The organism is Treponema primitia ZAS-1 (assembly GCF_000297095.1).
Lineage (GTDB): Bacteria > Spirochaetota > Spirochaetia > Treponematales > Breznakiellaceae > Termitinema > Termitinema primitia_A.
On sequence record NZ_AEEA01000066.1, the window covers coordinates 1 to 26,344 of the forward strand.

29 protein-coding genes and 1 tRNA gene are annotated in these 26,344 nt (G+C 50.0%); 12 read left to right on the plus strand and 18 right to left on the minus strand.

The genetic code is table 11. The features are described 5' to 3' along the window. Positions 1–482: 482 nt before the first annotated feature. The 8 genes from cas2 to TPRIMZ1_RS0112205 all read right to left on the minus strand — a co-directional run bounded on the left by cas2 (position 483) and on the right by TPRIMZ1_RS0112205 (position 8,440). Entirely contained in the window at positions 483–773 is a 291-nt protein-coding gene (gene cas2 / locus TPRIMZ1_RS0112170; RefSeq protein WP_010259982.1) for a CRISPR-associated endonuclease Cas2, read from the minus strand. 5 nt (positions 774–778) lie between these two features. Beyond that, on the minus strand, positions 779–1,810 hold the full coding sequence (cas1c, locus tag TPRIMZ1_RS0112175) for a type I-C CRISPR-associated endonuclease Cas1c (protein ID WP_010259985.1): 1,032 nt from the start codon (positions 1,808–1,810) through the stop codon (positions 779–781). Further along, entirely contained in the window at positions 1,794–2,468 is a 675-nt protein-coding gene (gene cas4 / locus TPRIMZ1_RS0112180; RefSeq protein WP_010259988.1) for a CRISPR-associated protein Cas4, read from the minus strand. The genes cas1c and cas4 overlap by 17 nt, the downstream gene beginning before the upstream one ends. 123 nt (positions 2,469–2,591) lie before the next feature. Next, complete coding sequence (cas7c, locus tag TPRIMZ1_RS0112185) at positions 2,592–3,479, minus strand: type I-C CRISPR-associated protein Cas7/Csd2 (RefSeq protein WP_010259990.1); 888 nt, start codon at positions 3,477–3,479, stop codon at positions 2,592–2,594. Positions 3,480–3,504: 25 nt separating this feature from the next. Beyond that, complete coding sequence (gene cas8c, locus TPRIMZ1_RS0112190; protein WP_010259993.1) at positions 3,505–5,226, minus strand: type I-C CRISPR-associated protein Cas8c/Csd1; 1,722 nt, start codon at positions 5,224–5,226, stop codon at positions 3,505–3,507. Next, positions 5,223–5,957, minus strand: coding sequence for a type I-C CRISPR-associated protein Cas5c (gene cas5c / locus TPRIMZ1_RS0112195; protein WP_010259997.1), 735 nt, complete (start codon positions 5,955–5,957; stop codon positions 5,223–5,225). The genes cas8c and cas5c overlap by 4 nt, the downstream gene beginning before the upstream one ends. Before the next feature lie 27 nt (positions 5,958–5,984). Next, a complete protein-coding gene (locus TPRIMZ1_RS0112200; protein ID WP_010260000.1) occupies positions 5,985–8,210 on the minus strand; it encodes a CRISPR-associated helicase/endonuclease Cas3 in 2,226 nt (741 codons plus the stop codon). 26 nt (positions 8,211–8,236) lie between these two features. Continuing rightward, the gene (locus tag TPRIMZ1_RS0112205) at positions 8,237–8,440 is read right to left on the minus strand and encodes a hypothetical protein (RefSeq protein ID WP_010260003.1); all 204 of its coding nucleotides are present in this window, start codon (positions 8,438–8,440) and stop codon (positions 8,237–8,239) included. Positions 8,441–8,941: 501 nt separating this feature from the next. Here TPRIMZ1_RS0112205 and TPRIMZ1_RS20525 point away from each other — a divergent pair. Continuing rightward, positions 8,942–9,109, plus strand: a complete 168-nt coding sequence (locus tag TPRIMZ1_RS20525; RefSeq protein ID WP_010260006.1) for a hypothetical protein — start codon at positions 8,942–8,944, stop codon at positions 9,107–9,109. 123 nt (positions 9,110–9,232) lie between these two features. Here TPRIMZ1_RS20525 and TPRIMZ1_RS0112215 read toward each other — a convergent pair whose 3' ends face one another. After that, positions 9,233–9,490: a hypothetical protein gene (locus TPRIMZ1_RS0112215; RefSeq protein WP_100217082.1), complete on the minus strand. Its 258-nt coding sequence runs from the start codon at positions 9,488–9,490 to the stop codon at positions 9,233–9,235. After that, positions 9,450–9,752: a hypothetical protein gene (locus tag TPRIMZ1_RS18950; protein WP_010260012.1), complete on the minus strand. Its 303-nt coding sequence runs from the start codon at positions 9,750–9,752 to the stop codon at positions 9,450–9,452. Before TPRIMZ1_RS18950 ends, TPRIMZ1_RS0112215 begins: the two co-directional genes overlap by 41 nt. A 276-nt stretch (positions 9,753–10,028) precedes the next feature. Between TPRIMZ1_RS18950 and TPRIMZ1_RS0112225 the strand changes: the two genes are divergently transcribed. From TPRIMZ1_RS0112225 to TPRIMZ1_RS0112240, 4 genes are read left to right on the plus strand one after another with little or no spacing between them, the layout of a single operon-like run. Further along, a complete protein-coding gene (locus tag TPRIMZ1_RS0112225; protein WP_010260015.1) occupies positions 10,029–10,751 on the plus strand; it encodes an amino acid ABC transporter ATP-binding protein in 723 nt (240 codons plus the stop codon). A 15-nt stretch (positions 10,752–10,766) separates the two neighbouring features. Continuing rightward, a complete protein-coding gene (locus TPRIMZ1_RS0112230; RefSeq protein ID WP_010260019.1) occupies positions 10,767–11,564 on the plus strand; it encodes a transporter substrate-binding domain-containing protein in 798 nt (265 codons plus the stop codon). A 5-nt stretch (positions 11,565–11,569) separates the two neighbouring features. Further along, the gene (locus tag TPRIMZ1_RS0112235) at positions 11,570–12,292 is read left to right on the plus strand and encodes an amino acid ABC transporter permease (protein WP_010260022.1); all 723 of its coding nucleotides are present in this window, start codon (positions 11,570–11,572) and stop codon (positions 12,290–12,292) included. Next, entirely contained in the window at positions 12,289–12,981 is a 693-nt protein-coding gene (locus TPRIMZ1_RS0112240) for an amino acid ABC transporter permease (protein ID WP_010260025.1), read from the plus strand. Before TPRIMZ1_RS0112235 ends, TPRIMZ1_RS0112240 begins: the two co-directional genes overlap by 4 nt. Before the next feature lie 155 nt (positions 12,982–13,136). On the opposite strand, the gene TPRIMZ1_RS20530 is transcribed toward TPRIMZ1_RS0112240, so the two are convergent. From TPRIMZ1_RS20530 to TPRIMZ1_RS0112255, 4 genes are all read right to left on the minus strand, one after another. After that, positions 13,137–13,274 (minus strand): hypothetical protein, encoded by a 138-nt coding sequence (locus TPRIMZ1_RS20530; protein ID WP_157784229.1) that lies wholly within the window; start codon positions 13,272–13,274, stop codon positions 13,137–13,139. 119 nt (positions 13,275–13,393) lie between these two features. Further along, a tRNA-Phe gene (locus tag TPRIMZ1_RS0112245) sits at positions 13,394–13,463 on the minus strand. Positions 13,464–13,500: 37 nt separating this feature from the next. Continuing rightward, positions 13,501–14,643: an amidohydrolase gene (locus TPRIMZ1_RS0112250; RefSeq protein ID WP_010260028.1), complete on the minus strand. Its 1,143-nt coding sequence runs from the start codon at positions 14,641–14,643 to the stop codon at positions 13,501–13,503. Further along, the gene (locus tag TPRIMZ1_RS0112255) at positions 14,643–15,611 is read right to left on the minus strand and encodes a glutathione S-transferase family protein (protein ID WP_010260031.1); all 969 of its coding nucleotides are present in this window, start codon (positions 15,609–15,611) and stop codon (positions 14,643–14,645) included. Before TPRIMZ1_RS0112255 ends, TPRIMZ1_RS0112250 begins: the two co-directional genes overlap by 1 nt. Before the next feature lie 102 nt (positions 15,612–15,713). On the opposite strand from TPRIMZ1_RS0112255, the gene TPRIMZ1_RS0112260 reads away from it, so the two are divergent. The 7 genes from TPRIMZ1_RS0112260 to TPRIMZ1_RS0112290 all read left to right on the plus strand — a co-directional run bounded on the left by TPRIMZ1_RS0112260 (position 15,714) and on the right by TPRIMZ1_RS0112290 (position 22,053). After that, entirely contained in the window at positions 15,714–16,340 is a 627-nt protein-coding gene (locus TPRIMZ1_RS0112260) for a GNAT family N-acetyltransferase (RefSeq protein WP_010260034.1), read from the plus strand. Between the two features lie 23 nt (positions 16,341–16,363). After that, a complete protein-coding gene (gene cysK / locus TPRIMZ1_RS0112265) occupies positions 16,364–17,290 on the plus strand; it encodes a cysteine synthase A (protein ID WP_010260037.1) in 927 nt (308 codons plus the stop codon). Positions 17,291–17,294: 4 nt separating this feature from the next. After that, entirely contained in the window at positions 17,295–18,263 is a 969-nt protein-coding gene (locus tag TPRIMZ1_RS0112270; RefSeq protein ID WP_010260040.1) for a glutathione S-transferase family protein, read from the plus strand. Between the two features lie 95 nt (positions 18,264–18,358). Beyond that, positions 18,359–19,225, plus strand: coding sequence for a transporter substrate-binding domain-containing protein (locus tag TPRIMZ1_RS0112275; RefSeq protein WP_010260043.1), 867 nt, complete (start codon positions 18,359–18,361; stop codon positions 19,223–19,225). Positions 19,226–19,272: 47 nt separating this feature from the next. Further along, the gene (locus tag TPRIMZ1_RS0112280; RefSeq protein ID WP_010260046.1) at positions 19,273–20,010 is read left to right on the plus strand and encodes an amino acid ABC transporter permease; all 738 of its coding nucleotides are present in this window, start codon (positions 19,273–19,275) and stop codon (positions 20,008–20,010) included. Beyond that, a complete protein-coding gene (locus TPRIMZ1_RS0112285) occupies positions 20,007–20,765 on the plus strand; it encodes an amino acid ABC transporter ATP-binding protein (protein ID WP_010260048.1) in 759 nt (252 codons plus the stop codon). The genes TPRIMZ1_RS0112280 and TPRIMZ1_RS0112285 overlap by 4 nt, the downstream gene beginning before the upstream one ends. A 25-nt stretch (positions 20,766–20,790) precedes the next feature. Further along, complete coding sequence (locus TPRIMZ1_RS0112290) at positions 20,791–22,053, plus strand: metal-dependent hydrolase family protein (RefSeq protein ID WP_010260052.1); 1,263 nt, start codon at positions 20,791–20,793, stop codon at positions 22,051–22,053. Positions 22,054–22,361: 308 nt separating this feature from the next. Here TPRIMZ1_RS0112290 and TPRIMZ1_RS0112295 read toward each other — a convergent pair whose 3' ends face one another. The 4 genes from TPRIMZ1_RS0112295 to whiG all read right to left on the minus strand — a co-directional run bounded on the left by TPRIMZ1_RS0112295 (position 22,362) and on the right by whiG (position 26,344). After that, on the minus strand, positions 22,362–23,168 hold the full coding sequence (locus tag TPRIMZ1_RS0112295) for a hypothetical protein (RefSeq protein ID WP_010260055.1): 807 nt from the start codon (positions 23,166–23,168) through the stop codon (positions 22,362–22,364). Positions 23,169–23,172: 4 nt separating this feature from the next. Further along, positions 23,173–23,514, minus strand: coding sequence for a hypothetical protein (locus TPRIMZ1_RS0112300; RefSeq protein WP_010260057.1), 342 nt, complete (start codon positions 23,512–23,514; stop codon positions 23,173–23,175). Beyond that, positions 23,504–25,456: a FapA family protein gene (locus tag TPRIMZ1_RS0112305; protein WP_010260060.1), complete on the minus strand. Its 1,953-nt coding sequence runs from the start codon at positions 25,454–25,456 to the stop codon at positions 23,504–23,506. The genes TPRIMZ1_RS0112300 and TPRIMZ1_RS0112305 overlap by 11 nt, the downstream gene beginning before the upstream one ends. Positions 25,457–25,531: 75 nt before the next feature. Beyond that, positions 25,532–26,344, minus strand: a complete 813-nt coding sequence (gene whiG, locus TPRIMZ1_RS0112310) for an RNA polymerase sigma factor WhiG (RefSeq protein ID WP_010260062.1) — start codon at positions 26,342–26,344, stop codon at positions 25,532–25,534.

The following is a 26,344-nucleotide window of genomic DNA, read 5'->3' on the forward strand; positions in this document are numbered from 1 at the left end:
CCAAAACTTACCAGTGATATTGATTGTGTAACGGTTTCAATCCACGCACCCGCGAAGGTGCGACAGCCGAAGCTATATCCGCAAGCTCCGCTATTTTTCGTTTCAATCCACGCACCCGCGAAGGTGCGACTTTGGGGTGTATCTACGCTCTGGATACCGCCCGGAGCGTTTCAATCCACGCACCCGCGAAGGTGCGACGCGTGTAGAGCAGGACTATGGCAAGGATATCCTTAAGTTTCAATCCACGCACCCGCGAAGGTGCGACTCACACTCTATTATATTCATATATTACAACAAGTTACAGCCCCTTATTCGCGAAACATCATATAAAAGGTGCATTAATAGTTGGTTTTCCCTTCCCTATTTTGTCAAATATCTATCCTGTAAGGAATTATAGTCACTGCGAACCTGCCAGACTATTCTGTGTCATGGGGGTTCGCAAAACAAAAGGCTGATCTGTAAGAAACTGCTAAAAAGGGATTTTAAACGACTAAAGGACCGTCTACGTCGTAGGAAGGTTTTGCGCCCACATGTTCTATCCGCCGTTTGTAATTGGCGCCAAGATAATAATACCGCAGACTGTCTATCTTGTCATCTATTATTTTCTCCAAAGTGTTCTTTAGATTGACCCATTGGGCCGGATCAACCACACATTCAAAGACCGAATATTGAACCCGCTGCCCGAAGTTTGTACAGGCTTTCGCCACTTTTCGCAAACGACCAGGGCCGCCCGGGCTGGTTACCATCACATCATAACTTACCAGTACCATCATTACTGTTACCTCCAGAAAAAAGGAGGGTATCCGTCAATATCCCCGCGAATATGATGGGCCATGAGGTTTGCCTGGATAAAAAAGAGCAGTCCAATAGGAACCGTTTCCTCAATATAAGGATGATACACCGTATCCTGTTTACGGCTTTGATATTCGGTAAGCACCGTTTTCCGGGTAGCGTCATCCATGGTTACCGCTCCATTGGCCGCTTTACTAAATCCCTTTTTGGTAATCTGTCGGCGGTTGATAAGAGAAAGTACCAGTCTGTCCGCAATCACCGGACGGAACTCCTCCATAATGTCCAGCGCTAATCCCGGCCTACCGGGCCTGTCCCGGTGAAGAAAACCAACGGCAGGATCAAGCCCAACTGTTTCCAGGGCAGAGCGGACATCGTGGGCCAGAAGGGTATACATAAACGAAAGCAACGCGTTTACCTCGTCCAACGGAGGCCGACGGTTCCGTTCGGTAAAAATAAAATCGTTTTTCTGTTCGATAATTAAATGATTAAGCACCTTAAAATATTCCGCCGCCGCCTGACCTTCAAAGCCCCGAATCTCATCGGAACTTTTCGCCCGGGGAATCCTATCAATAATGCGATCAATCGCTTCGGAAGCGGCCTTCAATGCCAGAGCATCAACCTTTGCTGCGTGATCCCGAATCGTCCGGTTCATCACAATACGGCAGTTTGCCAACTTGCCACTTATTACTTGGGAAGCGATCCGCCGGGTAGATTCATCATCATCGGCCATCCGGTACTGTCGGCGCCGCAAGAGAACATTCCCGCTTACCGGCCCCCGTACTGATGCTAAGAACCGTCCATGCTCACTTAAAAAAGAAACCGACACATCCCGTTCGGCACAGAATCCCAACAAAAAAGGGGAACACAGTACATTGCCAAAACAAACAATGCCCCCGATGGTATGAATCGGCAGCTGTAAGACACGCTGTTTTTCCCTCTCCACCACCACGGTTTCCCCTTCTTTTTGAAGGTAGGAACCCTGGGAGCTCACATAAAGGGTATTAAGAAGCTTCCTCATTTTCACCATCCCCGTTTTTCATCAACCTAAGCTGGGTTTGTATAAAACGATCCACCTTCTTGGAAGCAGTTCCGCTGGTTTTCGGCATACAAATATCAACGAGGGAACAGCGGTCACACTTCCTCATTTCATATTCTGCGGCCGGTGTCTTTCCTGCCTGCTGAATAGCTCTAATCCGTTCAGTCAGATTCTGCGTCTTTTCCCGAAGCTCTCCGCCAAGGATAACATCTACCCTGCGGTGCTCCTGCAGATAATAAAGCTGCCCGGATTCAATCGCAGTTTTAAACATCTCTTCCAGACATAAAGCCTGGGCGCAGAGCTGAATCCGGTCAACATCACTCTCCTTCTCCCTGCCCCGCTTGAATTCCACCGGCGATACCCGCTTTACCCCGCCGCCGTCGGTATACCAAAGCTCCACCAAATCGCATTTACCGATAAGCCCCTGCTCCAAGGACCGAACCGCCATCCCGTATTCCTGCCTGAACAAGCGCCGGGATTCATGATGTTCCGCATCCACCCGCTCATGCAGCACCTTCCCTTCGGCGGTAAACTGATTTTCTTCCCATATCTGCTCCAGATGGATCAACGCATACTGCCGCTCACAAAACAATACATGCTGCAAGGCGGAAATCGGAATCAGATTATCTTCGGAGTACACCGGACCTTACCTCTATTAATCAAGAGGGGGAAAGCCTTCCCCCCTGCGGCGCACACAGTTGCGCCGCACCCCCTTCGCCGGGGGCAAAGCCCCCGGACCCCCAGCGTTCTCGCCTATTAAAATTCAAACCGAAACAACGGTTTTAAATTTTTCCACTTCTTTTCCATCTAAATTTATTACATAATCAGAAAAATCTCTAATAGGTTTTTTTGAATCACTGTCAACATTCTTGTGGGCAACATTAACCCTATTGAATAAATCCTGTACAGGTTTATCACCCATTGGTGACGAATGTTCAAATATAATGAGTTTTTGAGCGCTCATAAGTCCCCTTGCCGCCGAGCGATCGTGTTCAAACATGTTTTGTAAGGATTCCCAAAATAAATTCAAGTCTTCTTCAGAGAAGCCTGTCTGGTTAGCTAGCGGAGCTGAAACAAAACCATAGGTACGATACAGCCCATAGGGGATAGTGAACTTCCGTCCCATGGTACGGTTATCCCCGTCTTGTTTTTCCGCTTCCTTTTCGGTTGTAACCGCCATACGGGTAATGCTATGTTCAGACGAAATCACGGGATCTATTGATCGGGCAAAGGTAAGCTGAATCGGCCCCCTGACTTGACCGCAATTAACCCCGGTTGACATAACTGCACCAAAGGTTCTGACATCATAAAAGTTCTGACACATCCACTGCCTGGCCTCGGCTGTCTTATCTCCTCCTTTCCGTTTTCCTTCATCACCGCCGCTTATATCAATACCCAGTGCCTTATACGCCCGTTCATGCTGGCTATTAAGTACTGCTTTTTCCTTTACATAAATTTCATAAGGGGGTTGTTCTCCCTTTACCAAACCGACATAGTTACGGACCTTGCGCTTTAAGCATACATCTGTCACAAGCCCATTCCCGGTTTCCGCGTCCACCCTGGGGAGGTTTCCGGCATCAGGATCTCCATTAGGGTTTCCGTCCTTAACGTCAAAAAGATAAATAAAGTCATAACGTCTTTTCAGTTCCATAACACACTCCTATGATATTAAAATACTATTCCTTTTTAGAGGTAAATAAATCTTGTCGTTGATGATAATAACCAATAGCGAATTTCCCTTGATCATGCAAATCCAGATGAGAAGAGAAGTCATTGAAATGACTCGTAATCTCAGTTATCATTCGTTCAAAATTTATTGCTCGGCCTTTATTTTCCAACTTTGCAATGTGATGGTTTTTAAGCCGCAGTAATGTTGGAAATACCGTTACCGGTGACCCGCAAGCAGCTCCGTAATATCGCTCGCGGATTGTTGCATTTAGTCCCGGATTTGCTTCTTCCTGAATTTTCTCAAGAACCGCAAACAATCGCCCAAAGTGGTAGCTATCTGATGATTCGTTAGTATCTAACGCCACTTGTATTACCTCCTTATTATAGTATCTATTAAGATATGCCTTAATCAGCGCCGCCCGTACAGGCTTAACTCGATTTTCCGTATCACTTCTGATGCGCCGTAATACCAGCTGTAACAATGTCGCAGGATAGGGCGTCCCATCCAGAATGGAACGCATTACATCGCCTTCAATATTAGGGGGGATATTATCACTCTTGTCTTGAATAGATGCATTCACTAAAAGCCGCCATAATGAGTAATACAATGGTTCGTTTTTAGGTTTAACGATTTCAAGGTCCTTAAAATATTGTCGAATATGGCCTGCAAATTCTCCAACCGTTCCCCGCCGCCAAAATCGAACGGAAATACGCGCCGCATTTGGAGAAAGGCCAAGAAGAAAAAAATTTGTACTATCAGGATCTTCGACATATCCATTTTTCGGGGAATCAAAAAGAGTTCTGATATGGTTGATACCTTCATCAGGATTATCCTTTGAAGGTTCCGCAAAAAAATAGGTGAAATCATTTTCAAATTGTGTTTTTTTAGCAGACCAAAATACCGTTGAGGTGTCTCCAATCTGCATACGCTGTTTTGAATCCCGGCTCAAAAGGCTATTAAGTGCGGTAGTATAGGCAAACATTGCGGATTCTCCGATTGGGGCATTCCAGCCCTGCTGTTTTCGTCTGCCATAGGAACAGAATGAATCCTGATTAAAAGAAACAATATTCGCCCCGGAAGACTGGGCGCCCCATACTCCCTTTATGGCAGTATGTAATACACTTATTTTATCCCTTTCTCCGCTAACTAGGCATAATCCATCATATTCTTTGGAACCAGCCTTTGCTACTAAAGCCGTTCTGATTCCTTCAGTTTCACAATAAAGCATCAGCTCATGATCAAAGCGGAAACTAATGTTGGGATTTGTCCGGTAAATATCATCCCATTGGAGAGTCTTTTCAAGAACCGATTGTTCTATACCGGACAGAAATGCAACAAGAGCTTTTTTTCTAGGAGTATCCGGTATTTCATTTTGAATACGGTCAATAAAAGCTTTTTTTTGTTCAATAAGGCGAGACAGCTTCCTTTTTTTATCAGCCTCTCCAAGCCCTTCAAGATCGGTAATACCGAATACATACCCTGCAGTATCCCAAAGAAGATTTGCCGCTACCCCTGAAGATCTCTTTACTCCCTGAGGAACAGAGAAATAACGACCTCGCCTTTTTGTTCCCTCACCTTCACGGGTATCTTCAATTTGTATTAGTGAACCATTCTCGTTTAGAACAACAACAAAAGGTATTTCTTTTAATTCCCAACCGTCAGGTGAAATGCCACTTTCAGAATCCGCCGCTTTTCTATCATAGTATCCTTTCAGGGCTTGTAATATCATGACCTGACCTCCAGTGTTCGCCGGTCGGTATTTACCGTATTATTTTCCAGGTACGCCCGAAAGAATTCGGGCTTTGGACAGGAGGGATCTTCATAATTCATATCATAAAGCATCCAACCCAGATCACTATCATCGTTGATCTTTTCTTTAATAGGATGAACACCTTCAACCAGAGTGAAATTACAGGCAAACTCACGGCATCCTAAATAAGGGCGGTGAAAACATTGTCCTTTTTTTGCCCGCCGTTCAAACATGGCGGCATATTTCGCCGGACTTTCATCGGAACGGGTATTATTGGTCTGTTCTTCACTATCAGCCCAAAACTCATCGTATTGGGAAAGGCGAGGTTTTCTTTTTTCAGGAGGGATAAATTCAAACCAACCGTAAATGCGGTATCGAACATCCCGGAGAAAAAGTCCTGCCCGTTGCTGCCGATGTTCTTCAACAAAAAAACCCGCTGAATCGCCGCTTTTCCCTTCCAACTGGGCTTGGGTCGGTTCCCCCATGATTTTTCCAACTTCATTACGGCGGATACTTATCCAGCGAATCGGATTTAATACTTCAATTTTGGTAATATGCCAGGAAATCGCGGGTTTCCACAAAATTGCGTCAAAAATCGCACGGGCAGCAGAAGGGGTCATCACATCATAACTCACCCGTTCAACCTTCATCTCCGGCCTTGCATAACAGGCATACTCTCCCCAAACTTCAAGGCACCAGTCTTGCATCATACCTCCTCTTCATTTGCCTTTACGCAATTAAATTATAAAATCTTCGGGATTATTCGGCATCTCATCAATAAGCAGCCCTATGGTAGGATCATATTCGATGGTGGTGGTTAAGGCGAAAACGCCGGGAACAATCTTTTCTAATGAACCCCTGCCTTGTAAAACGGTATACTGATAGTTATATACATTTACGGAATATCTTTGGAGTTTCCTTAATAAAATATTTTCAAAAGAACTGCCATTTTTTATATTTTTCAATAAGTCAATAAATTTTCCCCCTTCTCCATAAGGAACCAATACGGACATTTGATTTTTATCGTCAATAATTTTAAACTGTTCAGCAGCGCTTTTAAATTGAAACTCAAAGCGGGAGCTTACCAGGTATTTCATAATTCCCCTGGCATCCAAAGAATTACTTTTCCAAAAAAGCTCAGAAAAATAAGGGAGGAATACGCTCGGATCCAGGGGATTATTCAAGCCTTCTTTACACATCCGCTGTGCTGTTTCACTGGCTTTTCGGAGTGTTCCGGGGGGCGGCTTACGGGGTGCGTTAAAAACAACAACCTTGCCAAGTTCGTCCGCTGCATTAAGCTTTCCTTCCCGGTTGCACCTTCCCGCAGCCTGGGCGATAGAATCCAGCCCGGCCATAGCCCGGTATACTACGGGGAAATCTATATCGACCCCCGCTTCAACCAGCTGAGTACTGATAACCCGAATCGCTTTTCCAGCCGCCAATTTTTCCTTTATTTTTTTTATCACATCACTACGGTGCTGGGCGCACATGAGCGCTGAAAGGTGATAAGTCCCCTTAGGCATAAGTGCATGGAGTTCCCGGCAGCTCTTTCTATCTGACACAATACAGAGAACCTGTTTGTAGGCGCTTAGTTCCTCCGATAGTTCCTTCCATTCAGTGATTGTTGATTGATCCGGCGGCATTGTAACCTTGACCCGTTCTAACCGGCCAAATAAATCAGGGACATCGTGTATGATTTCCCGTATTGAATCTTTCGGCAATCCAGGAAATTGTAGGAACGCCTGCTGTTTCTCAAGGGCCGGCTTCGTGGCAGTACAGATAACAACACTTACCCGGTAGTGTTCAACTAAAAGCCGCAGTGTTTCCAGAATAGGCGCCAAAAAATCAGTGGGGATAAGCTGGGCTTCGTCAAGAACAATAACACTATTTGCGATATTATGTATTTTCCTACAACGTCCGGCTTTATTCGCAAAAAGCGATTCAAAAAATTGAACAGCCGTTGTGATGATTATAGGGGCATCCCAATTTTCAGATGCCAGCCGTCCGCGAATGGTAGAATCTTCCTCGGCAAGGCTCGAATGATGTTCAACCAGCTCATCATCCCCAAAAACCTCCCGGAACACATCGGCATTCTGCTCAATAATACTTGTATAGGGGATAACGTAAATAACACGATCCTTTTTATACTGTTCCGCATGTTTTAAAGCAAAGGCCATACTCGACAGGGTTTTCCCACCACCGGTCGGAACGGTTAACGAGAAAAATCCTGATTGCCAGACTGCTGCAGCCCGGCAATCCGATAAAACCCGCTGACGGGCTTCATATAACCTGAGGTTCCTTCCTAGGGATTTTGCTTTTCCCTCCATGTAGTTATTAAATCGTTGTTGTAATTCAGTAATGCTACGATAACCCTTTCGACTTGCACTTTTTTCGCTGTCCATATAATTTTCAGTATCCAGACGGTCAGCGTCAACGAGACAGGAGAAAAGCATACGTATCCATAGTGAAGCATCAAGTTCTTGTGGCTTGAACTTCCAGGGGCTTTTTTGAGGTTTTAGCGAAGAGAGGGGAAACTTAAATTCTTCCGCTATTTTATCGGTTTTAACCTGCTGTAAACGGTTTACTAACGCGCTTGGTGAACCAATATAATCTGCTAATCCTGCATGGTGTCCTGCAACGCAATAGGAAAGGATGCGGCCTGTCCCCCGGTCAAATGATTCTTCCACTAATTTTGCGCCAGCCCCTGAATGCTCAAGCCTTCCCGGGGATTCGGAAGAGGCTTCCTCATCGTATCCGCTTTTATTGCATATATACCGCTGCCATTCTACAGTTCCCTTTCCGGTATCGTGGCTCATACCCAGGACATAGGCCCACTCGGCGGAGTCAAAGGACTTTGCGAATTCTGCGGCTAATTCTGCAGTTCCCTGCAGATGCTCATTTAATGATTGGGGTTTTGCCCATTGTTCATTGAGTAATTTTCGTACATGTGCAATAAAGTCCATTTTTTGTACCGCCAATTACATTTTCATTACAAAATCTTCAGGTAAGGTATTTCTAATTGTCGGTTATCTTCAAAAGAAGATTTTTCTTCCCTAATGCGGATCTGACTATATACTTCTTTTTCTTCGTACCATTGTAAATTGATTAAATAGCCAAGATTGCCATCTCTTCCAATAATTGAGGTTTCACTCACTGTTTTTGGAAAAATTCTCGTACTTTTGATATAATTCATATTTCCTCCAGAAATTTTATATCCCAATATCATGAATAGAGTATAATACTATTTTAAAGTCCTGCCAATGGAAATTTTCAAAATACCTTACACCCTAATTCAATATCAGGTGTAACAAAATATCCCAAAACCATGTTTCAACCCACGCATTACCCAAAATGCGACACTACCGCTATTATACCCCAATTATCGTTCCGTTACGAGAGCCCCTAGAGCATTATTCCCCAAATGTTTTCGCAAATTGGGTAGTCTCCATTTCATCCCCGCTTTTTGTCACACTCCGCCAAAATGTCTAGATAGGGTTTAAGAATGCTTCCAGCCTGAATTTTTCCATTTTGGGACGGTTGCCCATGCAGAGAGCCTCTCGGTCGTTAATTTCGACCATCACATATTTTTCGATTTCATCTTTCCGGTTCCACCGGGCGGTGGAATAGGCAAGCCCTATGGCAAGCTGGCTGTTTTCCGTTTCTGAAGGAACATGACTGGAAAGTGGAGGGGAACATGATTATGGGCGTTATGCAATGGTACGATACGGATAACTGGTTTCTTGTTTCCATGCTCTTTGATGTGGTTTGCGATACATTTCAGTTTGCGTACAAAGGCAGGCTGTACCAAAAACAGATTACCAAGGCGGGAAAACACTATTTTGAAGGGCTTGTACGTTCATAACGTTCGGATCTTTTTGAACTTCCCGCTTGAATCGCGGTATTGAATATTTGCTGCTATTACTTTTTAAAAAATGTTTTTACAACTCTGATTATGGAAACACTTATACTGTTGACCATCCCCATACTATTTCCCCGGTATTGCGGGTTCCGATATATCGGAGTTTATCTTTTCTCGTACCAGTTCGCCAATGAGCTGTGATACCGTTTTATGAGTGGATGCTGCCTTTGTAATAAGATAATTTGCGGCCACTTCGTCAAGGGAACGCAACAATTCCCGCTGACGAGTCAGAGGACCGCCAACACCTATCCGTATCGGAGGGATCTTTTTTGTATATAGCTCATCAAGGGTATTCGCTTCTTCTTCGGTCATTATGGCTGCCATAGTATTCCCCTAAATATTTGCGATCTCCCGCAACTGCTTGCGGCATTTCATCGCATGAAAAACATAATACGAATTCTCCCCCAGTTTCATTGAAGAGGATTTCCAGCGGATTCCCGGACAAATCATAACCAATGAGCAGATACTTGTCCTCTTCGCCTTCGATCGGCTCTTCAAAAACAAAGGTTTTAAAGGCCCATCGAATATCAGCTTCCGTAACTTCATGCTTAAAGGCTGATTCATGGAACGAAATATCTAACTCCATGGGATAAATTATACCCTTTTAATAGTTAAAGTAAAGACGGAAATTTGATGTCTGCACCTCTGTGTTGCCTCGAACTAAGGTGCTTTTGCAAGTTTCTCGCCCTAAGGGCGGCGAAATTGCACTTTTTAGTGATTGTGATTTCAAAATTTGATATGTTTATTTATTCCAAATATTGCCTATATGGCCCTTGTCCCCGCTGTGTGCCAAGCCACCCTATTGCATAAATTTTCATCTTTATGTATAATTATGCATGATTGGAGCTCATGGAGGGTTTTGATGATCGAACTAAAGGGGGTCTGCAAATCCTTTGGGCATTTGAAGGTCCTGAAGGATATTTATCTGCATGTCCGGGCAGGGGAAAAGCTGGTGATCATCGGCCCCTCGGGATCCGGCAAGAGTACCCTTATCCGCTGTATCAATGCCCTGGAGGAGCCTGACGATGGGGAGGTTTTTCTCAATGGGGAACCCCTTTTGCGGACCACCCGTACCTATCTGGTGCGATCCTACTGCGCCATGGTGTTCCAGCAGTTCAACCTCTACCCCCACATGACTGCCCTGGAGAACATCACCCTGGCGCCCATCAAGCTGCAAAAGAAGGGCAAGGCCGAGGCGGAGGAAATCGCCTACCACTACCTGGATGTGGTGGGGCTCCGGGATAAGGCTGCAGCCTATCCTGCAACCCTGTCCGGGGGACAGCAGCAGCGTATCGCCATTGCCCGGGCCCTGGCGACTAAACAGAAGATACTCCTCTTTGATGAGCCCACCTCGGCGCTGGACCCGGAGATGGTTCAGGAGGTGCTGGACGTGATCATTCGCCTTTCCCGGGAGTCCATCACCATGGTGGTGGTGACCCACGAGATGGGCTTTGCCCGGCAGGTGGCGGACCGGATCATCTTTATGGACAACGGGGTCCTGGTTGAGGAAGGGAAGCCGGAGGAATTTTTTGAACATCCAAAAAATGAGCGCACCAGTGCGTTCTTAAGTAAAATTTTGCGTTAAGTAAGGAGGAAAAGAATGAAGTTTGCGAAAAAAATGGTGTGTGTGGCTTTGATTCTAGCGGCTGTGGCCGGTACGGTATTTGCCGGGGGAAAACAGGAAAGCGGCGGTTCCGGGGATGTGGACAAAATTAAGGGCCACGGGGTACTGCGGGTGGGGGTTAAATCGGATGTACCGGGATTTGGGCTCCAGAACCCGGCAACCGGGCTCTATGAGGGCTTGGAAATAGAACTTTCCAAACTCATCGCCCAGGAGATCTTTGGGGATTCCTCCAAGGTAGCTTTTACCCCGGTAACCGCCAAGACCCGGGGCCCCCTGCTGGATAACGGGGACATCGATCTGGTTATCGCCACCTTTACGGTTACTGAGGAACGGAAGCTGACCTACAACTTTTCTACCACCTACTACACCGATGCGGTGGGTATGCTGGTTAAGAAAGCTGCGGGGATCTCCGGCCTTAAGGACCTGGGGGGTAAGACCATCGGGGTTGCCCAGTCCGCTACCAGCCGGGTGGCGATTAAAGAAGCGGGGGACAAGATCGGGGTGAGTTTTGGCTTTTCGGAATTTGCCACCTATCCGGAGATCAAGGCGGCCCTGGATTCCGGCCGGGTTGATGTGTTCTCCGTGGATAAATCCATCCTGGCCGGTTACCTGGACAATGAAACAGTAATCCTGCCGGAAGCCTTTTCTCCCCAGGAGTACGGCATTGCCAGCAAAAAGTCAAATACCGAATTAGCCTCTTATATAGATGGTCTGATTTCAAAGTGGCTCAGTGACGGAACCATTGCCGGCCTGGTCAGCCAGTTTAATCTCTAGGAAACGTGAGCAGCGGACCGTTTGCCCTGTGGCGTTGGGGGCGTTTATTTAAGGATTTCCCGGGCTTTCTGGAGGGCTTTAGGATCACCCTGCTGGTGTCGATCCTGGCCCTGCTCTTAGCCCTGATCCTTGGAATCATCTTCGGCCTTTTTTCCACTTCCAACAAAAAAATACTGCGGGCTATTGCCAGGGTGTATGTGGAATTTTTCCAGAATACACCCCTGGTGGTCCAGGTGTTTTTTGTGTATAACGCCCTGCCCTATGTGGGGATCACCCTGGATGTGTTCTCCATAGGAATGCTCTGCGTGGGTATCTACCACGGGGCGTATGTGTCCGAAGTGGTCCGGGCGGGGATTAGCTCCATAGCGAGGGGGCAGATGGAGGCCGCTAAGTCCCAGGGCTTTTCCTATCTCCAGGCTATGCGCTGGATCATCCTCCCCCAGACCATCACCATCGTGCTGCCCCCTTTGGTAAACCAGGCGGTAAACCTCATCAAAAATACTTCGGTGATGGCCCTTGTCGCCGGGGGGGACCTGATGTACCGGGCTGATTCCTGGGCGTCTAACGGTACCCTGAGTTACGGCCCGGCCTATATCATTACCGGGGCCATGTACTTCATCCTTTGCTTCCCCCTGGTAAGCTGGGCACGCCGTCATGAGCTGCGAATCAAAAACCGGGACACCCAGACGGTCCGGCCGGCGGCCTTGTCGGCTAAGGGGGGCCAATGAACACCCAGGTTTTTGCGGATATTTTTACTCCCCCTAATGTCCGGTATATCCTGATCGGCCTGCGGACTACCCTGCTCATTTCCCTTGCCACCGTGGCGGCCAGCGTTGCCTTAGGCTCCGTGCTGGCCCTATGCAGAAATTACGGGCGCCGGTTTTTTGGCAGGATAGCTTCTATATATATAGAAGTGTTTCGCAGTACCCCTCTTTTATTGTGGATACTGATCTGTGTGTTTATGCTGCCCTTCGGCACCTACCTTATCCGGGGTGGTCTGGCCCTGACTCTCTACACTTCCTCGGTGATCGCAGAAATTGTGCGGGGCGGGCTTAATTCCATCGACAAAGGGCAGTTCGAGGCTGCCCGGTCCCAGGGGTTCAGTTTTCTGCAGGCCCTCAGGTACATCGTGCTGCCCCAATGCTTCATGCGCATAGTCCCCTCCCTGATGAGCCAGATCATCACCACTGTTAAGGATACTTCCTTTTTTGCCCAGTTCGCCATTGCGGAATTTTTCTTCAACAGCAAAAACCTCATGGGTATACTTTCCAAAAATACCGTGGTGAGCAGCGCCCATATTTTTGTACTCTACTGCTTTATCGCCTTGGTTTACTTTGTCATCAACTTTTCCCTTTCCTGTATTGTGCGGAAGCTTGCTAAAAATGAACAAGGGCTGTCCCTGCACCCGGAACAGTAGGCTTTTCTCTGAGCGAAGAAAAGCATAGGGGGAATCAGTCATCATCTGTGTTGAAATCATCGAGGGGAACACCCAGTACCGTACAGGCTTCTACCATTTCTTTATAAGAGAGGTAAAAACCGCTGTCCCATTCTTTATAATCAAACACATACCATTTATATTGGGGGAAAGCCGGAGCACGGAACGCCCTTCTTTACGACGCACTGCCAGCCCATCACATGGGCAAGCTCCAGAAAATCCGAATCCGCGATGGGTGTAATGGTTCCAACTTTTTGAACACTTGATAAAAGCATACCCCCACAGATGTTAAGATGTCACCATAAATATCTTAAAATTTATAAGTGTGAAGGCGTGAGCGCCCTTTGGCGCCTATAATAACAAAACCCATCCTTACGGATGGGCTTTTAACTGTTGCCGCCAAAGGGAATTGCCTTGACACAAGGATTTTCAGTCCTTTGCTCTACCAACTGAGCTACAGCGGCGGGATGAATATCTTTATACCCGGGGATAAAAAAAAAGTCAAGAGGATTTTACTAGGCGGTTTAAGGCTTTTTCTGCAAGCCGGGCCAGGAGAGTTGCGGCGCTGCTGAGGGGGGCCGGATTGGCGGTGAAACGGGGGTGGTGGATGCCCTCGGGGCTGCCCACACCGATGTTCCAGAAGACCCCCTTAATCCGCTGTTGGTAGAGGGCGAAATCCTCGCCCCCCATGCCCTGCCTTGAAGGGCCTACCGCAAGCCCCAGTTCCCGGGCGGTGTCCGCCACAAAGGCGGTCAGAGTGGGATCGTTATCCGTGGCGGGGGAACTCATGGCCCAGGTAAAATCAATGCGGGTATTGCTGGTCAGTTCAACCCCCTTCACAATTTCCCCAAGCCGTTCGGCAATGCTGGTGTATTTATCGGTTCCCAGGGAACGGATTGTCCCTTCAATCGACGCTTCCGGGGGGATCACGTTCCAGGTATTACCCCCCTCTACATGGGTTATGCTCAGCACCGAGGGGTCAAAGGGGTTAGCATTGCGGCTTACGATGGATTGGGCGGCAACAATGATCTGCCCCAGGGCTATGATGGGGTCCCGGGAAAGATGGGGGTAGCCCGCATGGCCGCCCACGCCCCGGATTTTCATGGTAAAGGCGCCCACCGCAGCATAAGTTGCACCGGGGCTGACGCCGATTTGCCTCAAGGGGAGGTCCGGGCTGACATGGAGACCGTAGATTTCCACTGCGTCCGCCAGAACGCCGGTGGCCAGAACTTTGGCGGCTCCCTTGGCGGTTTCCTCCGCAGGCTGAAAGATCAACTTCACCGTACCGGGGAGTTTTCCCTTTTCCGCGGAAAGCAGTGTTGCCGCACCCAGCATGGCGGTGGTGTGGAAATCGTGGCCGCAGGCGTGCATACGCCCGGAATATTCGGAAGCATAGGGGAGACTCGAATCTTCAGTGATGGGGAGGGCGTCAATATCGCAGCGCAGGGCAACCACGGGTTCTCCGCTCCCAATTTGGGCGACAAGGCCGGTTTCCAGCCCCGTGTCAAGAATTTCCACCCCCAGGCCGGTAAGAAACTCCCGGATACGGGCGGTGGTTTCAAATTCCGCAAACCCCAATTCGGGATGCCGGTGGAACCACTGGAAATGGGAGACCAGTTTTTCCTGCAGGGGTTCCCTATCCATTATGCACTCCCCCTTGAGGGGATATTGTTAAAACGCCCCCGGTCGTGCTTCTCGTTCCAGCCTGAAGTATCCGGCCCCAGGGCGAGAAGCTGGTAGGGGTTATGCCCATGGGAGCCCAGCTGGTACCCCCGCTTGATGGCGTCAAAATCCGTGGTATCCCCAAAGCCCGGGGTCTGAAAAAGGTCCTTGGCATAATTCCAGAGGTTCGGAAAATCAACGAGCCGGTTCCGGTTGCACCGGAATACCAAATTATAGGCCGTATCGAAACGGGCCAGGGTAACGTAGAGCCGTATATCAGAATCAGTAATACTGCTGCCAAAAAGATAACGGTTTTTCCCGAGCCGTTCCTCCAGGATGTCCAGGCGCTTAAAAAGGAGCTCGTAATTTTTTTCATATTCCCCTTGATTTTCGGCAAACCCCGCCTTGTAAACAGCGTTATTAACTTCATGGAAAATAATATCATTCAACCCATCAATATCAGTGCGCAAATCCGGGGGATAGAGATCCGGGGCGTCTTTTTTATGCAGGGGCGCCCAGGCAGTCTCCCAGTGGTTAGTCAGCTTGAAATAATCGTTGTTCACCACCTTGCCGGTGCTTATATCCACCACCGCGGGAACCGTTGCCCTGCCGGTATAAGCGGGATCGGCCTTTTCATAGGCCTCCGAAAGATACCGGATTTTCAACACCGGATCGACCCCGGCGGGATCGAGGGAAAATTCCCAGCCCCTATCGGTCCGCACCGGATTAGCCTTCCCAATGCTGATAGCCTCCGTCAGTCCCAGGAGATTGAGGACGATGATCTGCCGGTGAGCCCAGGGGCAGATCGCCGCCCAGAGCAGCCGATATCTCCCCGCCTCCACCGGAAGCTCCCCGGGACCGCTGCCAAAGGGCGTAGTAAATCGGTTAGCCTGGCGCACAAAGGCGCCCTCTGCGCTTATTTCATGAGCCGATTCTGAAGTTGCAACCATGATCGCCCCCTTGCAAATTACATATAATTCATATAATGTTAATAGGCGTTAATTTAACCCCTTTTAGACGCCATGTCAATGCGTATTGGAGAATTACATATCATGGGGAACCTCGAATTTAGATTAATGGAAAAAGAAGATTTCGGTGCAATAGTAACTCTCATGGCGGGAACTTTTTTTCATTCCGCCCTCTATACCTGGGCAGCCCCTGATGAGGAGGAACGGCGGCGGCTCCTCAATGCCATGTTCCATCACCGGGCACAAGGCTGGCTCGCATACCAGACCGAGCTTGTCTTAGAAGCGGGCGTCATCGTGGGCTCCGCCACTTGGATTCCCCCCAAGAACGGTGAGGAGGAGCCCGTCAAGAATACCGGTTCCATGGACGATGTTTTCAAGGGCCTTTCCCCGGGGGTGGCGGAACGGTGGATGGTATTCCAGGCCATCATCGAAGCCCAGGAAAAAAGTATTCCTCCCCTTGCTTGGGAACTGGCCCCCATAGCGATTGCCCCGGAAGCGCAGGGCAGAAAGATAGGATCCAAACTGATAGCAAAAAAGCTTGAAGAGATAGACCAGGCCGGTCTGCCCTGTTTCCTGGCAACCCAGGATCGGATAAACTTGGAAATCTACGGACGCTTCGGATTCAAAAAGACTGATGAAATTCCAATCGCCCCCGGCGGGCCTATCAGTTACGGTATGTTCCGTGCAGCCGGTGTGCCGGATTCGCTCTAGACTGTGTTAAAAAGGAGTTACCCATGTCAATCAGCATTGCCCAGGACGCCACGCAACTTATCGGAGGGACCCCGCTGGTTAAACTTAACCGCCTTGCCCCCAAGGATGGGGCGGATGTCTATGTCAAGCTTGAAAGTTTTAATATCGGGGGCAGCGTAAAAGACAGGATTGCCCTCAATATGATTAACGCCGCGGAGGCGGAAGGAAAAATTAAACCCGGAGATACCCTGATTGAAGTAACCAGCGGCAATACCGGGATAGGCCTGGCCCTGGTGGCGGCGGTCAAGGGCTACAAATTAATAATCGTCATGGGGGATAACGTTAGTGTGGAGCGGCGTCAGCTTGCCCAGGCCTACGGTGCGGAGGTGGTTATTGTCAGCGCCGTGGGGGGCATAAAAACATCCTTTGACAAGGCGGCGGAACTGATCGCCCAGCATGGCTACTTTGAGGTTAAGCAGTTTGAAAACCCCCACAATCCCGAAACCCATGAGCGCACCACGGGCCCGGAAATTGTCGAAGCCCTGGGCAAAGCGCCCGACGCCTTTGTCGCGGGCATCGGTACCGGGGGCACCATCACCGGCGTAGGGCGCTATCTCAAAAAGCTCCGGTCCGATGTGCGGATCGTTGCGGTGGAGCCCGACGCCTCGCCGGTGCTGAGCGGCGGCACGGGCGGTCCCCACGCTATCCAGGGGATCGGCGCGGGGATCATCCCCAAGGTTCTGGATACGGGGATCTACGATGAGATAATCCGCATCACCAACGATGAAGCCCGGGATACGGCCCGCGCCCTGGCGGCGAAGGAAGGGCTCCTGCTGGGTTATTCCGCCGCAGCCGCCATCCTCAGCGCGACCCGGGTTGCGGAACGTTTGGGAAAAGGCAAGTCCGTGGTTGTTATTGCCCCGGATACGGGGGAACGGTACCTATCCACACCCCTGTATAAATTCGAGTAACCCCATGGCATATAAAACGTGGTTTGCGGGCGAAACAAACAATGCAAGCGGCGCCTTTGTGCGGCAGGGGAATCATTTTACCGCCCCCTTCGGCGCCGGAGAGGGGGAACTCCCCATAGAAGCCGGACGATACCGGCTCATCTGGTCCGCGGCCTGCCCTTGGGCGACCCGGCAAATGATAGTCCGGAGCCTCCTGGGCTTGGAAAAGGTCCTGAGCGTGGGCCTGGTGGACCCCATACGGCCCGCCAAGGAGTACAGCGACTGGGCTTTCAGCCTGGACCCGGGAGCTGTGGACCCGGTTTTAAAGGTGAAATACCTCAGCGATCTCTACCTGGCCTCGGATCCCAATTACCAGGGCCGTTTTACGGTCCCCGCCATTGTGGACATCCCCTCCGGCACGGTGGTGAACAACGATTACTTTAACCTTAGCTATTACTGGGAAACGGTGTGGCAGGATTTCCATAAACCGGACGCCCCTGACCTTTTTCCGGAAAAGCTGCGGCAGGATATCCAGGAGCTCAACAGTATCATTTTTCACGATGTAAACAACGGGGTGTATAAAGCGGGGTTTGCCCGTGGTCAGGCAGCCTACGAAGCGGCATATCACCGGGTGTTTAAGCGCCTGGATTGGCTGGACGGGCGGCTCTCCACCCAGCGTTATCTTTTTGGGGATTCCATCACCGATTCGGACATCCGGCTCTGGGTAAGTTTGGCGCGGTTTGACGCAGCCTATTACAATGCCTTCCGGGTAAACCGAAACCGGCTGACCGATTTTCCCCACCTCTGGGCCTATGCCCGGGATCTCTACCAGATTCCGGCCTTTGGCGAAAATACTCACTTTGATCATATCAAAGCCCATTACCACGTATGCTGCGATCCGGGGAATGTCTTTGGCATTGTTCCCAAAGGCCCCGATGCGGCTGCCTGGAAAATCGCCCATGGGAGAGAAAAACTGGCTATACACCCGGCTTGAACAGATTTTCTTGTTGACAGGGCCTGGATAAGCGTATAATCTTTTATAACTTATTAACTCGATATGAGTAATAAAATATTCTTAAGGAGGAATATATGTTTTCATCATCAAAAAAAGGTCTATTTCGACAAAGGGCAGCTATTGTTGCCATCATGTTGTCTACCGCCATGGGACTATATGCGGGGGGCAGCAAAGAACCGGGCGCTTCCGGAAATTCGGAAACTAAAACGATAATCTACGCCGCCACTGCGGGTATGCCCAGGCCCTTTTCCTACGTGAATGCGGACAACAAACTGGAGGGGCATAATATAGAGCTTATCCAGGCAATTTTTGCCCGCCTCCCCCAGTATGAATTACGGTTTGAAGTTACCGATTTTCCGTCCATCTTTTCAGGGCTCGATTCGGACCGGTATCAGCTTGGGGTTAACAACTTCGGCATGAATAACGAGCGCAAGGAAAAATACATCTTCAGCGATCCGATTTTTAAGAACACCGACATCGTAGCCTTCTCGCCGACCGCTAAAATTCCGTCCGGTAAGATCGGATCCTTCCGCGAACTGGCGGGACTGACCACCATCAACGCCACGGGGAATAATGCTTCCACTATTTTACAGAACTACAACAACGCAAACGCCGATGCTCAGATAAAACTTAATTACACCGATGCGGATCTGGTTACCCAGGTGCAGGATGTGGAGAATGGAAAATACGATTTTATTCTGCTTGATAAACCCCTCTATGATGAATATGTCAAGGTATACGATCTTAAGCTGAAAGCCGTGGAGATTACCCCGGAATTGCTTGCCCAAATTACCAATTCTCCCTACACCTATTTTATCATCGCCAAGGGATATGAAAAACTTGCCGGTGAAATCAACACCGTTCTGCGGGAACTGGTAAAAGACGGTACATCAAAGGCGATTAACCTGAAATATTTCGGTTCCGATTACACACCGGACTGAGAAAGCCTGCGGACGGTTAAGTCCGTTGGGGATAAGGGGGAAAACAAATGGCTAAGTTATTCGATTTCCCATTGGTATTTACCCAGATTCCGCTCATTCTGGAAGCGCTGCCCATGACCCTGGCCCTCACCATCCTGGCGTTCATCGGCGGGCTCATGGTGGCGCTTCCTATTGCCATTGTAAAAATGAACAAGGTACCGGTGCTGCGCCAAATATGCGCAGTATTTGTGTCAATTACCCGGGGCACCCCGGTGCTTGTTCAATTGTATCTGATTTACTTTGGCATCCCCCTGATGTTTAAGTATATCAACTTTTATCACGGCACTAATTTTAATGTGCGGAATGTGCCTTCCATTGTGTTTGCCCTTATCGCCCTGGCGCTGAACGAAGCGGCGTACAATTCAGAAACAATCCGCGCCGCCCTGCAGTCGGTTGCCAAGGGGCAGATAGAAGCCGCCCACTCCCTGGGGATGACGGGGATACAAACCTTAAAGCGGGTCATTATTCCCCAGGCTTTTCTTATCGCCATGCCGCCCCTGGGCAATTCCCTTATCGGCTTGCTCAAGGGAACCTCCCTGGCCTTTGTCTGCTCCCTGGTGGAGATGACCGCCCGGGGTAAAATTCTGGCGGGGGTGAACTATCGGTATTTTGAAGCCTACTGTTCCCTGGCAATTATTTACTGGGTCCTTACCCTGGCTATAGAACAGGGGCTGCGTCATGCGGAAAAGAAACTCCGCATACCCGACACCGCCCCGCCCATAGTCATTGGAAAGGATCATATATGATTGAGATCCAAGGGCTTAGTAAACGGTTTAACGACAATATCGTGCTGGATGATCTGAATCTGCATATCGAAAAAAGCCAGGTGGTGGCGATTATCGGCCCATCGGGTACGGGAAAGTCTACCCTGCTGCGGTGCATGAACCTGTTGGAACAGCCGGAAAAGGGCAGTATCCGTATCGGGGATTTTTCCATGGACCTTACGGACAAAACAAGCCATAACCGGGTTGAACTCCGTAAGCGCACAGCGATGGTGTTTCAGCAGTTCAATCTCTTTCATCACAAAACGGCGCTGCAAAATGTTATGGAAGGGCTTATTACCGTAAAAAAGCTGAAGCACGCCGATGCGGAAGAACTGGCGCGGAAACATCTGGCGGACGTGGGCCTTTCCGACCGGCTGGGACACTATCCCCAGCACCTTTCCGGCGGGCAGCAGCAGCGGGTTGCCATTGCCCGGGCGCTTGCCATGAGTCCTGAGGTACTGCTCTTTGACGAGCCCACCTCAGCGCTGGACCCTGAACTGGTGGGGGAAGTGCTGGACACCATACGGGAGACAGCCCGCAGCGGGTACACCATGATGCTGGTTTCCCACGAAATGAATTTTGTACGGACCGTTGCGTCCCGGGTTATCTTTCTGGAAAACGGAAAAATTATCGAAGATGGAACTCCTGTGGATGTGTTCAACCGCCCGAAACATCCGCGTACAAAAGAATTTTTGGCAAAGATGAATCAACTTAACGGACCGGATTATATTATCTAACCTTTTTCATTCGGAAGGGAACACGATGAAACAATTAATTACCAACATACAGGTTTTTGACGGAACCCACGAGCCGCTCATTGAACATGCCTCCATTATTATTGACAATAACATTATTACTGAAATAACCCAGGAAAATGTTTCCCGGGATCAGTTTGACACGGTTACCGACGGCAGGCTTTCCACGGCGATTCCCGGTCTGACCGACTGCCACGTGCATTTTTCAATTTCCAAAGCCCCGGGACAGCTTGATGCCATGCGCATAGACGAAACCGCTATCCGGGCGGCAAAAAATGCGGAAGCAACCCTGTACCGGGGCTTTACCACCGTTCGGGACGCGGGGAGCCTGGTGTTCGGCCTGAAAAAAAGCATTGATGAGGGCTATGTAGACGGTCCGCGGATTTTCCCTTCCCATGGGATCATCTCCCAAACTTCGGGACACGGCGATTCCCGGGGAAGCCAGGCCCAGGGCAAAACCGTTTTTGGACACGATTCCCCAACCATGAAGACCGGCGCCTTTATCACCGCCGACGGGGTTCCGGAGGTGCTCCATGCGGTGCGGGAACAACTGTTTCTGGGCGCATCCCAGATAAAAATAATGGCCGGCGGAGGAATCGGCTCCCTCTACGATCCCCTGGAATCCCTGCAGTTTACCCCGGAAGAAATGCGCGCAGCGGTACAGGCAGCCGCTGATTTTGGCACCTATGTGTTTGCCCATTTATATACCCCCCAGCAGATGCAGCGTGCAGCGGAAGCGGGTGTGCAATGTTTTGAACACGGAACCCTGCTGGATAAAGAAACTGCCCAAATCATCAAGAATAAAAATATCTGGCTCTGTCCGCAGTTTGCCCTGTTCTTTGATAACTTTGTCTCCGATGTGGTTACCAGCCCAACCCAGGACCGGAAGCGCCTGTTGGTACAAAAGGCAGCCTACACCCAAGCGGAGATCATCAATGAATTTGATCTCCCCACCGTTTTCGGCACGGATCTTGCCATGACCAAAGAATGGTGCGACCGGTACCAGCCTGCGGAATTCCGTTCAAAAAAGAAGGTCCACGGCAGCTTTAAGGGCCTGCTCACCGCCACCGGAAATGTCCAAGAACTATTCAAACTGTGCGGCTACCGAAACCCCTATCCCGATGGAAAAATAGGAGTTCTGGAAGCAGGTTCCTTCGCAGATATACTGCTTATAAAAGGCAATCCCGCAGCGGACCTTGATCTCCTTTCGGACATCAACAATATAAAGATGATTATGAAGGATGGAAAAATCTACAAGAATACCCTATAAGCGGTTTCGTCTTGCCGGGACTTTTCCCGTTCCGCCCTGGCCAGCCAGGCGTATTATCTCGTTGCCGTCTCCATATGCCACTCCAGTATGCGATCCCCCCGGTAAATACTCCTTCTTGTATTATGTGACATCGGCGGGCGGGGGGAGGGGTACACCTGGCTTCATGTATGTGGAATTCCCTGCTGTAGTAGACCTGCGCAGCAGGGCTGCGGAAGCAGACTCTACACGCACATGAAGACGGGTGCACCCCTCCCCACGCCCGTCTTTGCCGACAACGTCTTTGCCGACAAAATACAAAACAGGGGCATTCACCGGTTAAATTTCCGTTCCGACATAGCCAGGGCCAGATCAACCTCGGCTATGGTTACCCCCAGGCGGGCAGCGATGGTTTCGGCGGAAAAGCCGTTCCGGGATAGCTCAAGGACCAGCTCTGTCAGGGGGGTCTTAGGTTTAACTTGGTTGGGTGATCGGATAAACCGTGGCCCGGCGGATTGCCCGGTTTCCGCTTCAGGAACCGCCGGATCAAGGGAGCCGCCGGATGAGTCGATGGCGGGATCGGCGGGCGCTACTTGCAACGAAGTTTCCCGCGCTACTTGCAACGAAGTTTCCCGCGCTACTTGCAACGAAGTTTCCCGCGCAGCTGCAGTCTCCTGCCCCGGAGTTTCAGACGTGGTGTCCGGCTCCGGAAGGATGACCTCCAGGGAGGACCTGAGTCCCCGGGCTCGGCCAAGGGCGGCGTAAGCCCCTTCGGTTTGGACGCCATTGGTACCGTTGGTATGGGCTCCCTCGGAAGGGCGGGGCGTGGGCGATTCGCCGGCCAGAGCGCTTAGGGCGCTTTCCTGGGTATTCCGCCGGTCCAGTTCACGGGCATAGACGGCGATACGGCGGTCCAGGGTGTCGATCAGGGCCTTGACGGATTTTGCCTTATCTTCCAGGAGGGTAAGGTTCTGATCTGTCTTCAGATCGATTCCGTCAATGAGCAGGTCTACCTCCTCCTTAAAATCTTTAAGAAGGCGCTCGGCGCCGGTGCGGCGGCGGAGGTATGCAAGAAAATATATAAACGAAAAACCGCAGATTATCAGGCTGGCGGCGGAAAAGATAAGGGACAGGGTCATTGGGCTACCCGCTTAAATCAATATTTTTTCCCAGGGCCGGGTCCCGAATAACCGAAGGATCATCCCCAGCCCGTGGGTCTGCAAACAACAGTTCCGTATCCCCGCCATCCTGCCCTTCCCCTTCGTCCCGGCGTTTCCGGGGGGAGCGGTCCTTGATCCGTTCCGGTCCCTGGCCGGCATCCTGGGATTCATTAACCGACTGGATCCGTTCATCGGTCCTGCGCTGAATCTGGGCGCCCTGAATTGACTGCTGAAGCTGGAGTCCCTGCTTTTGGTTCGCCTGCTCCTTGCCAACCTTGTCAACCTGGGTAAAGAGGGTCTGCAAATCAATCGGATTAATTGCCATCGAGACCCCGCATTCCATCCATGTCCGGTTCTTCGTACTTCGTTATTTTAACTAAACCATCTTCCAGGACAAAGGTCACCGCACGGTATTCGGTACGGACATCTTCCTTGGCATCCTTTATCATCACCCGAACCCCGGGATACACCTTGGCGGAAGCGGAAACCCGTCCCCGGGCCTGAAGGTTGTTTAATAAATCCTGGGCTGCTTCAATATCCTCGGTGTTTTTCTTTATATCCGTAATGGTTTCCACCCGTTTTTCATCCAGTTCCTGGAGATAGGCTTCTTTATCCTCCGGCAGGGACTTACGCTGTTGTTTAATATTGATCAGGGTCTGTATATTCAGCTTAATGTCCTCAAACTGTTTTTCCAGGGCCGCCTTTTTTTCCGCAAGCTGGGAAAGTAATTCCTTTGTTTTTGGATCCACCCCCACTTCGCAGATCGTTTCCGTACCCGCCGTGGGGCTGCCCAGCACCTTGGCGTTGATCTCCTCACCGGCCCGCAGCCGGCCCCCCACAATGGTGGCCCGCTTGCCCTGGCAGATGATCCGCTTACCGGCGTCCACCCGGGAATTGATAATACCATCGGAAGCTATTACCGAATCCCCCGCTTCGATCATCGTATTTTCAATAAACCGGGCCATCAGGGACTTCCCTGCCCGGATAATTTCCTTACCCCGTCCGGTAACACCCTGGTGGACAATGATATCACCCTCGGCGTCCAGATCCGCCTTTTCCACGGTACCGTTTACCTCGATATTACCCGCAGCCTTAACGGAAAAACCATCCACCACGTTACCGGTAATTATCACCGTACCAAGGAAGATGATGTTTCCGGTTTTAAGGTCCACATCGCCGTCAACGGTGTATACGGGCTCCACATTGATCTTTCCGTTGACCTCCACCACCTGGCCGTTCATATCGGCGATGATGGTAACCTTGTCATCTCCCACATGGACGTTCTTTCCCAGGGGCAGGACCATGTCCTTACCGTCCCTGGCCGGCAGGGGATTCCCCGTAACGGTCCTGCCGGGGGTTCCCTGTTCCGGGGGTATCTTCTTTGCCAGGGGTTGGGCCTCCACCACGTTCTGGATGATCTTAAGGTCCTTAAAATCGACCTTTCCGTTAGCACCTTCCCTAATATGCACCTTAGACTGGTTCGTTTCGAAGTTGTACTGTAAATAAGCATCCCGTCCGTTAGTCGGGGAGAGTCCTTCGGCGATCACCACCTTCTCTTTATAAACGGGCTTGTCCGCAAAATCCCGCAGATAGTCCGGATCAATTCCGAAATAAACCTTGTTGTTCTTCAAAAAAGTCTGATAGGTTTCCATAGAAACATCGCAGCCCCCGGGCCCCGGGGGCGTTACATAGAGCAGGGCCTTCATATCCTGCTCCACAATCTCCACGGTCATGGTAGCGTCGTTGGAGGGCTTATGCTCAAAGTCCCCAACCCGGACATATTCATCACTGGGGTTTTTTAAGACCTCGTTTATCACCGTTTGGTCAAAATCCTTTATACCCCGCTCACCCAGGGCAACCCTCGCCTGGGCAGGGGTAGCTTTCTTTCCGCGGCCTACGGGAGAAGAAACCTTGATATACACTCCGTCATGGCGCAGCTGGACAAAGACATAGCCGTTTTTATCCTCAATCACGGGGGCAGTAAAGTCAAAACCGCTGTCAAAGGAATCTTCCTCGGAAGATTCCTCCTCCCGGGCATAATGCCGGTAGGCCTTAATCTTCCAGTCCTTTTTCCCGGCGCCCATAATGCCCGTGGAACCCCGTTCACTTATTTCGTATTCAATCCGTCTGATAGGGAGGTTGAGCAGGGTAGCCGCCTGGGCTACCGCTTCTTCCAGGGTGGGTCCCTGGGCTTCAATGACGCTGATACCTCTGTCCTGATCCAGCTGTTCCTTCATAATATGCTGCAGCTGGACAAAATCAACCATTAATATGCTCCATTACACAATCGCACAATACCTGGTATCAGACGATACCCGGTATCTCAGACGATACCCGGTATCTCAGACGATACCTTTGCGGATATTCGTCAGTTTTGCCCTGAGGCGCAGGATTGCCTTGGTATGCAGCTGGGATACCCGCGATTCGGTTACTTCCAAAACCTGGCCGATCTCTTTTAGGGTCAGATCCTCGTAATAGTAGAGGACCAATATCTTCTTTTCCTTATCCGGTAGTTCCTCAATGGCCTCCACAATTACCCGGCGTATCTCATCTTTTTCCACAATAACATCCGGGTTGAGGCTTGAGGGAGATTCGATGCTGTCCCCAATGGAAACCTTGTCATTTTCATCGCCGGAGAACCACACATCGTTCAGGGAAAGCATGGTGGTACCGGAAATTTTCATCATGGTTTTAATGAATTCATTTTCGTCCAGACCCATGGAATTGGCTATTTCCTGGTCCGTGGCGGTTCTTCCCAGTTGGGCTTCCAGGGAACCGATGGCTTCCTCTACTTCCCGGGTTTTCTGGCGAACAGACCGGGGAACCCAGTCTATTGAACGGAGCTCATCAAATATGGCGCCCCGGATGCGGGTTACCGCATAGGTCTTAAACTTTACATTTTTTTCAGGATCAAATTTGTCGATAGCATCCAGAAGGCCGAAGACACCGAACCCTACGAGATCATCAAATTCAACATTATGGGGCATACCGACAGCAACTTTACCGGCAACATACTTTACCAGCGGGGCGTATTGCTTAATGAACATTTCGCGGATCTTCGGATCCCTCTTTTGGCGGTATTCCAGCCAAAACGCCTCTTCCGCCTTTTCTTCCAAGGCATAATCGGTAGGATTATTCCCAAGAACCTTCCCCAT

Coding starts and splice junctions, on each gene's coding strand:
- cas2 (WP_010259982.1), bottom strand. CDS start 773: ATGATGGTACTGGTAAGTTATGATGTGATGGTAACCAGCCCGGGCGGC.
- cas1c (WP_010259985.1), bottom strand. CDS start 1,810: ATGAGGAAGCTTCTTAATACCCTTTATGTGAGCTCCCAGGGTTCCTAC.
- cas7c (WP_010259990.1), bottom strand. CDS start 3,479: ATGGAACTGAAAAGACGTTATGACTTTATTTATCTTTTTGACGTTAAG.
- cas8c (WP_010259993.1), bottom strand. CDS start 5,226: ATGATATTACAAGCCCTGAAAGGATACTATGATAGAAAAGCGGCGGAT.
- cas5c (WP_010259997.1), bottom strand. CDS start 5,957: ATGATGCAAGACTGGTGCCTTGAAGTTTGGGGAGAGTATGCCTGTTAT.
- TPRIMZ1_RS0112200 (WP_010260000.1), bottom strand. CDS start 8,210: ATGGACTTTATTGCACATGTACGAAAATTACTCAATGAACAATGGGCA.
- TPRIMZ1_RS0112205 (WP_010260003.1), bottom strand. CDS start 8,440: ATGAATTATATCAAAAGTACGAGAATTTTTCCAAAAACAGTGAGTGAA.
- TPRIMZ1_RS20525 (WP_010260006.1), top strand. CDS start 8,942: ATGATTATGGGCGTTATGCAATGGTACGATACGGATAACTGGTTTCTT.
- TPRIMZ1_RS0112215 (WP_100217082.1), bottom strand. CDS start 9,490: ATGGCAGCCATAATGACCGAAGAAGAAGCGAATACCCTTGATGAGCTA.
- TPRIMZ1_RS18950 (WP_010260012.1), bottom strand. CDS start 9,752: ATGGAGTTAGATATTTCGTTCCATGAATCAGCCTTTAAGCATGAAGTT.
- TPRIMZ1_RS0112225 (WP_010260015.1), top strand. CDS start 10,029: ATGATCGAACTAAAGGGGGTCTGCAAATCCTTTGGGCATTTGAAGGTC.
- TPRIMZ1_RS0112230 (WP_010260019.1), top strand. CDS start 10,767: ATGAAGTTTGCGAAAAAAATGGTGTGTGTGGCTTTGATTCTAGCGGCT.
- TPRIMZ1_RS0112240 (WP_010260025.1), top strand. CDS start 12,289: ATGAACACCCAGGTTTTTGCGGATATTTTTACTCCCCCTAATGTCCGG.
- TPRIMZ1_RS20530 (WP_157784229.1), bottom strand. CDS start 13,274: ATGCTTTTATCAAGTGTTCAAAAAGTTGGAACCATTACACCCATCGCG.
- TPRIMZ1_RS0112250 (WP_010260028.1), bottom strand. CDS start 14,643: ATGGATAGGGAACCCCTGCAGGAAAAACTGGTCTCCCATTTCCAGTGG.
- TPRIMZ1_RS0112255 (WP_010260031.1), bottom strand. CDS start 15,611: ATGGTTGCAACTTCAGAATCGGCTCATGAAATAAGCGCAGAGGGCGCC.
- TPRIMZ1_RS0112260 (WP_010260034.1), top strand. CDS start 15,714: ATGGGGAACCTCGAATTTAGATTAATGGAAAAAGAAGATTTCGGTGCA.
- cysK (WP_010260037.1), top strand. CDS start 16,364: ATGTCAATCAGCATTGCCCAGGACGCCACGCAACTTATCGGAGGGACC.
- TPRIMZ1_RS0112270 (WP_010260040.1), top strand. CDS start 17,295: ATGGCATATAAAACGTGGTTTGCGGGCGAAACAAACAATGCAAGCGGC.
- TPRIMZ1_RS0112275 (WP_010260043.1), top strand. CDS start 18,359: ATGTTTTCATCATCAAAAAAAGGTCTATTTCGACAAAGGGCAGCTATT.
- TPRIMZ1_RS0112280 (WP_010260046.1), top strand. CDS start 19,273: ATGGCTAAGTTATTCGATTTCCCATTGGTATTTACCCAGATTCCGCTC.
- TPRIMZ1_RS0112285 (WP_010260048.1), top strand. CDS start 20,007: ATGATTGAGATCCAAGGGCTTAGTAAACGGTTTAACGACAATATCGTG.
- TPRIMZ1_RS0112290 (WP_010260052.1), top strand. CDS start 20,791: ATGAAACAATTAATTACCAACATACAGGTTTTTGACGGAACCCACGAG.
- TPRIMZ1_RS0112295 (WP_010260055.1), bottom strand. CDS start 23,168: ATGACCCTGTCCCTTATCTTTTCCGCCGCCAGCCTGATAATCTGCGGT.
- TPRIMZ1_RS0112300 (WP_010260057.1), bottom strand. CDS start 23,514: ATGGCAATTAATCCGATTGATTTGCAGACCCTCTTTACCCAGGTTGAC.
- TPRIMZ1_RS0112305 (WP_010260060.1), bottom strand. CDS start 25,456: ATGGTTGATTTTGTCCAGCTGCAGCATATTATGAAGGAACAGCTGGAT.
- whiG (WP_010260062.1), bottom strand. CDS start 26,344: ATGGGGAAGGTTCTTGGGAATAATCCTACCGATTATGCCTTGGAAGAA.